Source organism: Cupriavidus necator N-1, from assembly GCF_000219215.1.
Taxonomy (GTDB): Bacteria; Pseudomonadota; Gammaproteobacteria; order Burkholderiales; family Burkholderiaceae; genus Cupriavidus; species Cupriavidus necator.
In genome coordinates this window covers 261,815-274,505 of record NC_015724.1, presented here as the reverse complement: position 1 = coordinate 274,505, position 12,691 = coordinate 261,815, and the positions used below count along the sequence as shown (strand labels likewise).

11 protein-coding genes are annotated in these 12,691 nt (G+C 66.8%); 5 read left to right on the top strand and 6 right to left on the bottom strand.

All coding sequences use genetic code 11. The features are described from left to right. Positions 1-145: 145 nt before the first annotated feature. Positions 146-1,741: an amidohydrolase family protein gene (locus CNE_RS37910; protein WP_238553241.1), complete on the bottom strand. Its 1,596-nt coding sequence runs from the start codon at positions 1,739-1,741 to the stop codon at positions 146-148. 98 nt (positions 1,742-1,839) lie between these two features. On the opposite strand from CNE_RS37910, the gene CNE_RS37905 reads away from it, so the two are divergent. From CNE_RS37905 to CNE_RS37895, 3 genes are all read left to right on the top strand, one after another. Then, positions 1,840-2,769 (top strand): LysR family transcriptional regulator, encoded by a 930-nt coding sequence (locus CNE_RS37905; protein WP_013954353.1) that lies wholly within the window; start codon positions 1,840-1,842, stop codon positions 2,767-2,769. A gap of 146 nt (positions 2,770-2,915) precedes the next feature. After that, a complete protein-coding gene (locus tag CNE_RS37900) occupies positions 2,916-4,328 on the top strand; it encodes an amidohydrolase family protein (RefSeq protein ID WP_013954352.1) in 1,413 nt (470 codons plus the stop codon). Between the two features lie 100 nt (positions 4,329-4,428). After that, on the top strand, positions 4,429-5,409 hold the full coding sequence (locus CNE_RS37895; RefSeq protein ID WP_041229403.1) for a tripartite tricarboxylate transporter substrate binding protein: 981 nt from the start codon (positions 4,429-4,431) through the stop codon (positions 5,407-5,409). A 108-nt stretch (positions 5,410-5,517) separates the two neighbouring features. Here CNE_RS37895 and CNE_RS37890 read toward each other — a convergent pair whose 3' ends face one another. The 4 genes from CNE_RS37890 to CNE_RS37875 form a co-directional block, all read right to left on the bottom strand. After that, positions 5,518-6,435: a dioxygenase family protein gene (locus CNE_RS37890; protein ID WP_013954350.1), complete on the bottom strand. Its 918-nt coding sequence runs from the start codon at positions 6,433-6,435 to the stop codon at positions 5,518-5,520. Positions 6,436-6,503: 68 nt separating this feature from the next. After that, on the bottom strand, positions 6,504-7,502 hold the full coding sequence (locus tag CNE_RS37885) for a tripartite tricarboxylate transporter substrate-binding protein (RefSeq protein WP_013954349.1): 999 nt from the start codon (positions 7,500-7,502) through the stop codon (positions 6,504-6,506). A gap of 97 nt (positions 7,503-7,599) precedes the next feature. Then, positions 7,600-8,151 carry a cupin domain-containing protein gene (locus tag CNE_RS37880; protein ID WP_013954348.1) on the bottom strand — a complete coding sequence of 184 codons (552 nt, stop codon included), beginning with the start codon at positions 8,149-8,151 and terminating at the stop codon, positions 7,600-7,602. Between the two features lie 167 nt (positions 8,152-8,318). Continuing rightward, positions 8,319-9,260, bottom strand: a complete 942-nt coding sequence (locus CNE_RS37875; protein WP_013954347.1) for a quinone oxidoreductase family protein — start codon at positions 9,258-9,260, stop codon at positions 8,319-8,321. Positions 9,261-9,482: 222 nt separating this feature from the next. On the opposite strand from CNE_RS37875, the gene CNE_RS37870 reads away from it, so the two are divergent. Together CNE_RS37870 and CNE_RS37865 are read left to right on the top strand one after the other, a co-directional pair. Further along, the gene (locus tag CNE_RS37870; protein WP_013954346.1) at positions 9,483-10,496 is read left to right on the top strand and encodes a LacI family DNA-binding transcriptional regulator; all 1,014 of its coding nucleotides are present in this window, start codon (positions 9,483-9,485) and stop codon (positions 10,494-10,496) included. Between the two features lie 110 nt (positions 10,497-10,606). After that, positions 10,607-11,542 carry a LysR substrate-binding domain-containing protein gene (locus CNE_RS37865; RefSeq protein WP_013954345.1) on the top strand — a complete coding sequence of 312 codons (936 nt, stop codon included), beginning with the start codon at positions 10,607-10,609 and terminating at the stop codon, positions 11,540-11,542. Between the two features lie 26 nt (positions 11,543-11,568). Here CNE_RS37865 and CNE_RS37860 read toward each other — a convergent pair whose 3' ends face one another. Continuing rightward, positions 11,569-12,660, bottom strand: a complete 1,092-nt coding sequence (locus tag CNE_RS37860) for a porin (protein WP_013954344.1) — start codon at positions 12,658-12,660, stop codon at positions 11,569-11,571. Positions 12,661-12,691 lie beyond the last annotated feature (31 nt).

The window sequence follows — 12,691 nt, the reverse complement described above, 5'->3', positions numbered from 1 at the left end:
AGGTCCCCTGCCGCGTCCTGGGAGGTTGCGCGGCAAGGGAAATGGTGGATGGTGGAAACGGGGGCTTGCGGCCCGACACCGGCTTCAGGCCGGCGTCATACCGGGCCGCGCCTGCCAGCGGGGTTTCGGACCAGTCCGGCAGCGGTCACGCGGTAAAGTTGACGGTTGCCATGCGCGCGGCTAGGCGTTGTTGTGCCGCAGCCAGGTCCGTCTTCAGCCTGGACCAATTGACCCCCAGCATCTTGCCGTTGCGCTTGCGTGGCTTGCCTGCAATCCAGACACTGTCCACATCAGCCAGCGACGCAAAGTTCGCGACGCGGTCGGCCACGCTGCCCTGCATGGCAAAGCCGATCCGGTCGGTGCGCAGCAGCACCAGGTCCGCGCGCTTGCCCACCGCGACGCTGCCGATCTCGTCGCCCAGCCGCACCGCCCTGGCGCCGAGTGCGGTCGCGAAATCCAGGCTGTCCTGCGACTTATAGGCGCGCACGAGGTCGCGACCTTCCGGTTCAAGGAAGAGGCTGAGAAAGGCGCCGCGCACGTGCTCGAAGAAGTCCTGCTGCACGACCAGCGGCCCGTCGATGCCGATCCCCGCGGCAACGCCAGCATGCCGGGCGCGGCCATGGCACGAGGCCATCATGTGCGGCGTCAGCATATAGGGAAATTCGCCGACGACCGTCGAGCACAGCATGCCGCCGGTCTCGCGCAGCAACTCAAGCTCGGCAGCCGTCACCCGGTTGCCATGCGAGGCGTGGTAGTCCGAGCCGAGCAGGCCCGCCTCATAGAGATCACGGATGCCGGAATCGCGGTGGCCGATGGTTCCCGGCGCAGTCGGCGTGGCCGGCTTGTGCAGATGCGCGGCGAGGATCTTTACGCCAGATGCACGCACCCGTTCCCATTCCTTGCGTACCTCCCCCACCGGGCGTCCGGTGGCGTCCGACGGAGCCAGGCCGAGCTGCAAGACGGCGCTGCTATCCGAAAAAACCTCCTTCTGCAACCGTGCAACGGTCTTCCAGCTTTGCTCGGTCGTGGTATTGAGATCCGCGTGGACACGTGCCATCGAAATGGTCGAACCCGGACCGAACGCCACTGCGCGCCCGAGCTGGTACGTGAACCATCCCGACACGCCGGAGTCGCGGACGCCGCGCGCCGCCGCCAGCGCCGTCTCCTCGCTCGGTTGCCCATGGGCGAAATCCAGCACCGTGGTCACGCCGGCATCGATGGCCTGCAGTCCGCCAATCAGCTCGGCCAGGTAGTTGTCTTCCGGCGTCATGCACGCCATCGCCCGCCGCTGCCAGCCCAGGTAGGCACGCGAGTAACCGGAAGGATCCATCTTGATCAGCCTGCCCGCATCCATGCATTGCCACAAGTGCCGGTGGCCATCGACCATCCCCGGCATCAGGATCATGCCGGTTGCGTCGATGGTTTCCGCATCTGCCGCTGCCAGGCCCTTGCCGATCGCGGCGATGCGGCCGTTGTCGATTAGCACATCGACCCCGTGCAGCTCCCGGAACTGCGGGTCCATGGTAAGCACGTCGGCATGCCGGATCAGCGTGCGCCGCGGCGTGTCCATCGCCGGCGGCGCCACGCCTTGGATGCGGGGCGCCAGCACATCCTGCGCACCGGCCGTGCCGCCGACTGCCGCGGCCACGATGCCTGCCCCCGACAGTCGCAGGAAAGATTTGCGTGTCATGGTCAGCGGCTCGCCCATGGCGCCCCGGGCTCCTTTGTTGCTATCGCTCACGTCTCGCTCCTTTGTTATCGTGCCGAGGATATTGACAGCGATGCCTGCGCGATTGAAGATTCGCCCACGAAAAAATACCTTTCCCGGCGAGAAAAAGTATGGACCGCCTCACGGCTATGAGTGTGTTCTGCAGGGTCGTCGAGCGCGGCAGCTTCACCGTCGCAGGGGAGCGCCTGGACATGTCGACGGCGTCGGTCAGCAAGTACGTCTCGGCCCTGGAAAGCCATATCGGCACGCCGCTGCTGGCACGCACCACGCGCCGGATCGTGCTGACTGAGGCAGGCAAGGCCTACTACGAGAAATGCACGCGGATCCTTGATGAGATCGAGGACGCCGAACGCAGCGCCGGTGTGGTCCAGACCACGCCGCGTGGCTTGCTCAAGGTGCGTGCGCCAGTCTCGCTGGGCCACGCCAACCTCGGCCGCACGGTGGCCGAATTCACGCAGAAGTTCCCGGAAGTCAGTGTCGAGATGACACTCAACGACCGCTTCGTCGATCCCGCCGAGGAGGGTGTCGATGTGGCCTTCTATATCGCGACCGCCCCGAAGGGATCGGCCGAAGGCGCTTCTCCCATCGCAACGATGCCGCGCCTGCTGGTCGCCGCGCCGGCTTATGTCGAGTGGCACGGACTTCCCGCCGAACTCGACGACCTAGCCAGGCACCGATGCCTGGTCTACACGCGCGGGATCGCGCCGAACGAATGGCGCTTCAGCCCGGCCGGCGGTGATGGCAAGGAGCGTGCGGTACATGTCACCGGCTCGTTTCGCTGCAACCACAGCCTGACGCTGAGAGAAGCGTTGCTTGAGGGCGCAGGCATCGCCCTGCTGCCCGCCTTCCTCGTACTTGACGACCTGGCTGCCGGCCACCTGCACGCCGTGCTGCCGGACTGGTGCCCGCAGGCCCGGACGCTCTACGCCGCCTATCCGCAGCCGCGCCGCTCATCGCCGAAGGTACGGGAGTTCGTCAGCCTGGTTTCCCGCCGGTTCGACTTCGGCACCTCCTTCCCGCTGCGCATGCGCGATTCCTGAGGCCCCGCGCCGGAAGTCATCCGGCGCAAATGCCGCGGCATGCCGATTTTTTTCCGGTTGGAAAGCCATTGTTTCCTGCGCCCCGGTTTATCCGGCCCACGCGCGATGCCAGCATCCAGGCTCCCCCAACAGGAGTGAATGGAGCTATGAACAGAACCGTGATCAAGAACGCCGATATCCTGACGATGGATGCCGGGTTGGGCGAGCTGCGCGCCGACGTGTTGATCGAAGGCGATCGCATTGCAGCGATCGGCACCGATCTGCCGGTGCACGATGCGGAAGTCATCGACGCCACCGGCATGATCCTGATGCCCGGCATGGTCGACGGCCACCGCCATGTCTGGGAAATCATCGACATGGGGCGCTTGGTGAAATCCCGGCCGGCCGAGTATGCGCAGACCTACCAGCAATGGAAGATGCGCACCATCGTCTGCATGACGCCGGAGGACAACTACCTCGCCGGGCTGATCGGCGGCCTCCAGGCGATCGATTCTGGCGTCACCTCGTTATTCGACTTTGCCCATGGCCAGCCCACCGAAGCTTGCGCAATGGGCGCCGCACAGGGCCTGAAAGACTCCGGCATCGCGGGCTGGTTCGGCTTCCAGCTTGGCGTCTCGTCGTCGTACCAGGCGGGCGACACGGTGCCGCTGGCCAAGGCAGACGGCGAACGCATCGCGAAGACGACCGAGGTCCATTGGGCTACCGCCGAGCGCCTGCAGCGCGAGCTGTTCTCCGACAGCAGTGCACTGCTGCAGCTGGCGCTTGCGCCCAGCGGCAATATCGGATCCTCGCTCGACGACATCCGCACCGAATGGACCCGTGCACGCGGCATGGGCGTTGGCATGCTGGCCGCGCATATCCACAAGCCCGAGCACCCGCTGCCTGCGGGCATCATGGGCCATCGCGACTCTGGCATTCGCGATCTCCATGACGCCGGCCTGCTCGGCCCGGACTACCAGGCTACCCACGCCAACCGGCTCACTGCGGAAGAGCTTGCGATGCTGCGCGACAGCGGCGGGATGCTCTGCGCCACGGCGATGGGCGAATTCCCCTATGTCATGTCCGCCAGCAAGGGGCCCTCCGTGCATGGCCGCTCGCGCAGCGCCGGGGTACCCACCAGCATGGGCATCGATATCTCGCTCGCGCTGCCGGGCGACTACTTCGAGCACGTCAGGGCAACCTACTGGAACCTGTACCTCGATCCCGAATGCCGTGCGTTGATGCGCGCCTGCGACTCGGAGTACATCCTCGACTTTGCCACGGCACATGGCGCGCAAGCGTTGCGGCTCGGCGATACGACCGGCTCAATCCAGGTCGGCAAGCGTGCCGACCTGGTGCTGCTGAGCACCGAGCGGGTCGGCTTTGCCATGGCAGGCAGCCTCGCTGACCGCGTTGTCATGTTTGCTGGCACGGCTGACGTCGACAGCGTCTGGATTGCCGGCAAGGCACGCAAGCGCCACGGCAAGATGATTGGCGTGGACTGGCGAGCGCTCAAGGCGCAATTGGTCGAAGCGCAGCAGCGCATCGGCCGGCAGGCGGCCACCATCCGCTTTACCTGAACCTGTTCGCGCCGCAACATGCGGCAACATCGCTCCCGCCGCGATGCCCCCGCGACGGGTTGTCCATTTCCCCAGGGCCCCCGCCCCACCCACGATACCAATGAAAAGACGCCACTTCATTCTTGCCTGTGCCGCCTGGCAACTGGCCGCCGCAACCGCCGCCCATGCCCACGCGCCCGACGTGTGGCCCAGCAAGCCGGTGCGGATCATCCATGGCTTTGCCGCAGGCGGCCCCATCGACAACCTGGCGCGGCTGCTTGCCGCGCAGTTCCAGGAGCGCTTCGGCCAGCCCGCCATCGTGGAGGCCAGGCCGGGCGCCGGCGGCACCATCGCAGCCAGGTATGTGGCACGCAGCGCGCCTGACGGCTACACACTGTTCCTGATGGCATCCGGCCACGCCACCGCGCCGGAACTCTACAAGTCCCTGGCTTATGACCCCATCAAAGACTTTGCCGTCATCTCCATGGTGGCCCGCAGCCCCTATGCCATCATCGCCAACCCGAAGGCCGGCTACGACACCATGGGGCATCTGCTCGACGCGGCACGCCGGCAGCCCGGCAAGATCGACTATGGCACCGGTGGCAACGGCACCGGCATGCACCTGGCGGCGGCCTTGCTGCAAGCGAAGACCGGCGTACGACTGAGCCATGTTGCCTACAAGGGCGGCAGCGCCACCGCGCTGGCTGTGGTTGGCGGGGAGGTTCCGCTCATCTTCACGTCGCTTGCCGGCATGAGCGCCTATGTCGACAGCGGCAAGGTCAAGGTGCTTGCGGTGACCACGCGCGAGCGCTTCCGCCTCTACCCCAAAGTGCCCACCATTGCCGAAACTGTACTGCCCGGCTTCGACGTGACCGCATGGTACGCGCTGGCGGGCCCCAGGGGCTTGCGCCCCGACGTCATGGCCAGGCTGGGTGAGATGGTTCGCGTGACGTTGCAGCGCGACGATGTCGCCGAATCGCTGCGGATGCAGGCCGCCGAACCCTGGTACACCAGCCACGAAGCTGCCCAGCGCTTTGTCGCCGAGGAAGTCCGCCTGTGGCGCAAGGTGATCCAGGATGAGGGGCTGGCGGAGATGAACTGAGTGGGCTGGTGCTAGCGCCCGGGAGGGCGCCGGCGGTGCGTGCGCGGAGGCTGCCGCGCACCGGTCACGCCGGACGCGCCGGACGCGCCGGACGCGGCAATGTGCCTGCTATGGCAGCGGCGGACGCGGAACCTTGCTCTCGCCGGGCTCCACGCGAAGCTCGAGATCCAGCCGATAGCCCCCATTCCCGTCCGGCTCGAACTTGCGCAGCAGCGATCCGACCGCGCCGAACGCGGCGTCGCTGTAGGCATAGGGGTCGAGTTCATCGAAGATCTGCGTCGCCAGCACCTTGTGACCCGGAGCGATCACGATGAAATGCAGGTGCGCCGGGCGCATGTGATGGCGCCCCTGAAGACGAAGCAATTCCCCGCACGGACCGTCGGTCGGCACGCCGTAGCCGGAGGGCTTGACGCTGTCAAACCAGAAGCTGCCGTCGCTGTCGGTCTCGAAGCGCGCGCGCAGGTTCATGTCTTCCTGCTCCGGATCCTGGTTCTCGTACAGCCCGCTTGGCGCGGCCTGCCACGTCTCGACGCGTGCGCCTACAATGGGCGTGCCGTCCAGCGACAGCACCCGCCCGCGTACGCGCAGGCGCTCGCCCTGCGTATCGACGCTGGCGATGCTGGCGCCGTTCGGTCGCACCGGCTGCTCCTCGCGCCAGAACGGGCCGATCAGTGCCGGCTCGGTGCCTCCGGCAGCCAGTGCGGCCTTGGCGTCCATCAGCACGACCAGCGTGGCGACACCGAGGATATCGGCCAGCAGGATGCCTTCATGCTTCTTCGGGCCGGTGGCCTGGCCGATGCGGACCAGGAAATCGAGGCCGTGGTGCAGCTCTTCATAGGTAAGGCCGATCTCGCCGGCAAAGGCATGGAGATGGCGGATGGCGGCATCCAGCACCTCGCGCGTGCGCGCGTTTGCGCTACCCTGGTTGGCCTGCAGCACTGCTTGCAGCAGCGCCTGCGGATCGGCCGGGATGGAGCGCGGCGACGATGCGCGGGGGCGCTGACCGCTGGCGTTGGTTTCGGACATAGCGATGGTTCCTGTTCAGGTGGTGTTCGGAGGCCGGTGCGCGTCGCGCCCCGGGCGATCCGCGTGAGTTAGTCGGCGCGCACCTTTGCGCTGGCGGCAACACGGGCCCAGCGTGGCACCTCGTCGGCCACGCGCCTGGCCAGTGCCTCGGGCGAACCCGCCACCACGGCGAAGCCCATTTCGGCGGCCTGGCGGCGCACGGTCTCCTCGCCAAGCAGCATGGCGCACGCAGAGGCCAATCTTGCGATGGCAGTGCCCGGCGTGCCCGCCGGGGCGTACAGGGCCTGCATGGTTTCCGAGCGATAGCCGGGATAGCCCAGGCCCGCAATGGCCGGCACGCCCGGCAACCCGGGCCATGGCATGAGACTACCTACCGCCAGCGCACGCAGCTTGCCGGCCGCCAGCAGTGCGCGGGCCGGAGGCAATGCCGTCAGCGCGCAATCCACCTGGCCTCCAAGCACCGCGTGGATGGCCGGTGCCGCGCCGTTATACGGTACGTGCAGCAGCGAGATCCCGGCGCGCTGCCATAACAGCTCGCCGCCGAGGTGCACGCTGTTGCCCTTGCCGGGCGTGGCAAAGGTCAGCGCGCCCGGCTGCTGCCTGGCTCGCGCGACCAGCGCGGCAAGGCTGTCGAGGGGGCTGTCGGCGCGCACCGCGATCAGGTCTGGCGCGCTGACCAGTTCGCTGATCGGAGCAAACTGGCGCACCGGGTCATAGGGCGGGTTTTGTATGAACAGCGCCGGATTGGTGAGGAAAGCGGTAGACGCCAGCAGCAGCGTGTGGCCGTCCGCCGGTGCGCGGGCAACGCTGGCGATGCCGATATTGCCGCCCGCGCCGACGCGGTTGTCGACGATGACGGCCCGTCCAAGCAGCTTGCCAAGCCGGTCCGAGAGCAGGCGCGCCACCAGGTCAGTGGTGCCCCCGGCCGCGAACGGTACGACGATGCGCACCGTCCCGCTCGGCGTCCAGGCGGCGGTCTGGCCTGCCGCGCGCGCCACCGCACCGCGCCCCAGCGCAAGTCCGGCGGCGCCGGCCGCGATCCATCCAAGCGCGCTGCGACGGTTCATGGCGGCGTCGCTCGCGCCGCCGCCAGCGCCTGGCGCCGGCACGCGTGGTTGCAAAGGGTCGGCATGCGGTCTCCTCGCTGTCTTCTAGTGGCGGCGGTCAATCGCCGGCACGGTCCGCCGCGTTCGCGCCCGCTTCCTTGATGAAGCCGTCCTGGCCGTAGACGAGACCGGTCGCCTCGGCTGCCTTCACCACGTCGGGGTGCCAGGCAATGCGGCCGCATTCCTCGTCGGTGCCGCCAACCACCGAATAGACGACGAGCGCGTGGTCGTTCGGGTTGCGAAAGCCGCGCATGACGCCGATCGGGCACGAGATGACGTCCCACTGGTTCAGCATCAACGAGTACTGCCCCTTTGCGCCCCAGATGAGCTCCATGCGGCCGTTCAACGGGCAGAACACTTCCTCGGTCTTGTGCGCGTGCAGGCTGGCGCCCTGGCCGACGGGGATTTCGATGAACGTCACGCCAAAGCGGTGATTGCCCGGAATGGCCGGCTCCACGCCTTTGTTCTCGAGCACGCCGCGATTCATGATCTTGTAGATATTCTTCTTCATGCCGGGCAGCCGGCTCTCGATGAAGGTCTCGCGGTACGGCTCGACCTTGCCCCAGCGGGCGATGCGGGTGGCTTCCATTTCTGCGGGCGTGATATCCATGGTGGTTCCTTGTTGCATGGTGCAAAAAAGCGTTGAAAGTGACAGGTGGACCGGTACCGTTCTCTGTGCGTACGACTTTACGCAGCGCCCTACGGGCAATCCAGTAGCATTTTCTTCAGGACTTCATAACGGTTCGGTATGGGGTTCGGCACGGCGCTGGCGTGCCTTCAGGGCACCAGCACAAAGCGCTGGCGCGCGCCCCGTGCCTGCGCCTGCCATGCCTGCGCGATCTCGGACAGCGGCGTTGGCTCGATATCGATCTCCATGCGCCCCGTCTCGGTGTGCCGGCACAACTCGGCATAGGCCCGCGCCTGCTCCGCGATGGGCGCGTGGTAGTAGGCAAAACCCATGATGTCGAAGCAAGCCTTGCGCGCTGCCGCGCCGGCAAAGGTGATGGTAGGGCCGACGGTGGTGCCGATATGGACTAGTCGGCCGCCATGGCCAAGCACCTGCAGGGCCGCTTCGGCCGGCGAACCGCACAGGTAATCCAGCACGACGTCGACCTCGCCTTGCGCCGCCTTGCGATAGGCGGCCGGCAGGTCCGTACCCGAGTCGAGCACCACCACGGCATCGGCGCCCAGCCGCCGCGCGCGCTCCAGCGCCTGCGTGTCGCGCCCCGCTGCGATCACGCGCCCGGCGCCGAGCAGCTTCGCCGACGCCACCGCGAGCAACCCGGAGATGCCGGTCGCGCCAAGAATCAACACTGTCTCGCCTGCGAGCATGCGTGCGCGCCATGACAAGGGCAGCCACGCGGCGAGCCCGGCATTTCCCAGCGCCGCGGCGCGCGCATCGTCGATGCCATCCGGCACCGGGAAGGTCAGCTCGGCATCCACTAGCGCGCGCTGCGCCATCGAGCCGAATGGCGCAGCCGGCGCATTCACGTTGAAATAGATACGCCGGCCATCCGCCAGACGCCCCACGCCCTCACGCCCTACGATGAACTGTTCCACCGGTGGCTTGATGTAGTGGCGCCCTTCGGCGATAGCCATGTCGAGCCGCGTGAGCGCGGCCGCGCTCACGTCAACCACGACCTGTCCGCCAGCGGCCTCCGGTTCGCGGAACTCCTGGTAAGCCGGCAATCGGCCGGAGAGCGAAACCGCTCCTTTCATAAATTTCTCCTTTTCGAGATTTCGATCAATCTGGCGGGCCGGGGCTAACTGGCATGTGCCGATCAAATCGACTACAATGCGATCGATTGCACAAAAAGACACAATCTGACCTGACATACCTCGCAATTCTAGGTAGCGCCTCGGGCGCGCGTCCAATCAACTTTTTGCTCGTGCCGCCATAACGGGAAAGCATCGGGCACGTGTCCTTCCGACCGCTGCCAAATGAGCAAGCCCACCATCAAGCAGATCGCCCAGGCGCTCGATATCCACCCATCGACGGTATCGCGCGTGCTTAACCCCGAGACGCGCCATCGCATTGGCGAGGACATGGTGGCGCGCGTGCTGAAAGCTGCGCAGGATCTGCACTATTCGCCCAACCGGATTGCCGCGGCATTGCGCACGCGCCGCTCGGGCACCATCGGTGTGGTGGTGCCCGATATCAGCAGCCCCGTGTTTCCGCCCATTGTGCTCGGCATCGAGAATGCGCTATCGCGGCACCGCTATATCCCGATCATGGCCAATGCTGGCGGCGACAAGGCCCGCCAGACCTTTATCGTCGACCAGTTGCTGGCGCGTCAGGTGGATGGCCTGATCCTGGCCACGGCCGAGCGCAACGACCCCGTCGTAGCGCATTGCCTGACACAGGGCGTGCCGATCGTGATGGTCAACCGAAGCGACGATGCAGGCCGGGTGTCAAGCGTGGTAGGCGACAGCCGGCAGGCCATGGCGCTGGCAGTGGCCCACCTTCATGCGCTGGGTCACCGGCGCATCGGCCATATCGCCGGGCCGGCCAGCGTGTCCACCGGACATGAGCGTGAAGCCGGGTTCCTGCAGGCGCTCACCGATGCGGGCCTGTCGGCCGCCCAATGCCCGGTGGTGCGCGCGCCCGCCTATACGGAAGCCGCGGGTCAGGCCGCCTGTGCGCAACTGCTGGCCCGGCGCACGCGGATTACCGCCGTGGTGGCAGCCAACGACTTTCTGGCGCTGGGCTGCTACGCCGCCGTGCGTGCCACGGGCGGTAGTTGCCCGCAAGACCTGTCGGTGGTCGGCCACAACGACATGCTGCTGATGCACGCGGTCGCACCCCCGCTGACCACGATCCGCGTGCACTTTTATGAGATGGGCACGCGAGCTGCCGCGCTGATGCTTGGCGCGCTCGACGGCAGCATCACGACCACCGCGCGCACGCTGCTGGCCCCCGAGCTGGTGGTGCGCGACTCGACCCGCACCCTCTAGAAGCCAGTCCATGCGCGACATGCTCATCGTTTTCTGCCGTCTTTTTGCGCAATCGATTGCACGATGGTATGCGCCAACGACCATAACGCCACTGATCCCGAGGCATGACCATGGACCTGCGACAGCTTCGCTATTTCAAGGTGCTCGCGACCCTGCAGCACTTCGGACGCGCTTCCGCTGCGCTGCATATCGCGCAGCCCGCGTTGAGCCGGCAGATCCGGCTGCTTGAGGAAGAGCTTGGCGTCAGGCTGGTGGAGCGCCATGTGCGCGGCGCCACGCCGACCCCGGAGGGGCTTGTGCTGCTGGACCGTGCCTCGTTCCTGCTGCGCTATGCCAACCAGGTCAAGATCGACATCGCCGACCTGGCGGCTTCGCCGCGCGGCCTGGTGGCATTGGGGCTGACACCTGCGCTGGCGCCCTTGCTGTTTATCCCGCTGGCCGAGGCACTGCGGCAACGCTATCCGGACATCCGCCTGCGGCTCGTGGAAAACTTCGCGCCTGCCCTGCAAGATGCACTGCTGCAGGGTACGCTTGACGTCGGCCTGCTCAGTGGCCCGGTATCGAGCGCCGGCGTCTCGGCAATGCCGCTGGTGACTGAAGACCTATGCGCCATCGGCCCCCACGACGATATGTCGCTGGGAGACGGTCCGCTGGACATCGAGCAACTCCAACATCTGCCGATCGTGCTGGCTGGCTTGCCCAAGTCGGGAGTGCGGCTCGCGCTGGAGGCCCTTGCGGCGCGCCAGGGCGTGGCGTTGCAGGTGGCGATGGAGGTCGAATCGATCGAGGTCGCCAGACGCCTGGTGGCGCGCGGCTTCGGGTGGACGGTGCATTTTGCTGCGGCGATCCGCGAAGAGTTGCAGACGCGCCAGCTGCGCGCGCAGCCGATCCGCGGGCTTGCGCTGCAGCGCTTGATCGGCTACGCCGCGGCACGCCCACCGTCGCGGGCCTCGCTCGCCGTCATGGAAACGCTCAAGCAGGTTGCCGTCGAACTCGCCGGCACCGATCACTGGCCACACAGCCGCCTGCTGGAAGCGGCAGGCTGAGCGGCGCAGCCGCGGCAGGCGATGCGTCAGAACACGTGCTTGATGCCGACCATCGTGCCGAACTGCGAACCGCCCGGCCTGGGGTTGGAACCAGCTGCGCCGGCACTGACCGACAACGCCAGCTGGCCGCCGTTATCGATGTAGCCGGCGGTCGCGTAGACCGAGGAGCGCTTCGAGAATGCGTAGGCGCCGCGCAGCGCGTACAGCATGGCTTTATTGGCGCTGTCGTGGAACTTCAGATAGTAGACCTGCCCCGACATCGTGAAGGCCGGCGTGATGTCATAGGTGACGCCGCCGTACCAGAGATCGCTTCGCGGCGTGGGACTTCCCTCGTTGTCACGCCGGATCACACCCAGCCCTAGTTTGGCACGCTCCAGCAGCACATAGCCGTTGAGCGACAGGCGGTCGTCAGTCATCGACTTGCTGCCCAACCCGCCGAACGCGCCCGGTCCGCCGCGCAGCGAATCATAGGCGGCGCTCACGCCCCACCCCTTTTGCTCGTACTGGATCAGCGCCGACCATTCCCGGCATGCGGATTGGCTTGCCGGGTTCTCGCCAGCGCAGTTCGTGCCGGTCGGGCTGGGCCCGGCGTTGACCGCGTCGCGGCCGAAACTGTAGGTGGCGCCGACCGTCAGCCCGCCGAAGCTGCCCTTGTATGCCACCGCATTGTCGGCGCGCGTATTTGGCAGGTAGCTGTCGAGCGATGCGGCGCCATACACGTTCGGGCCGAGAATGTCCGCATCGAGGTTGGCCCAGAACAGCATGGTGTACTGGCGCCCGAACGACAGCTGGCCCCACTTGCCGCTCAGTCCCACCAGCGCCTGCCGGCCGAACAGCCGGCCGCCCTGGTTGGCGCCGCCAGTATCGGGAGCAAAGCCTGATTCAAGCACGAACACACTCTTGAGCCCACCGCCCAGGTCTTCGGTGCCGCGCATCCCCCAGCGCGACGGCACTGTGCCGGTAAGCGTGGGCATGCGCACCAGCCCGTCGCCTGCCGCGCCGACGTTGCTGACGTACTCCACGCCAGTGTCGATCACCCCGTACATCGTCACCGATTGTGCCAGGGCCAGGGCTGGCGTGGCTGCGATCAGCGCCGCGCCCATGGATCCGATCTTCATGCCGTGTCTCCTCCATGGATCTTCTTTTCTT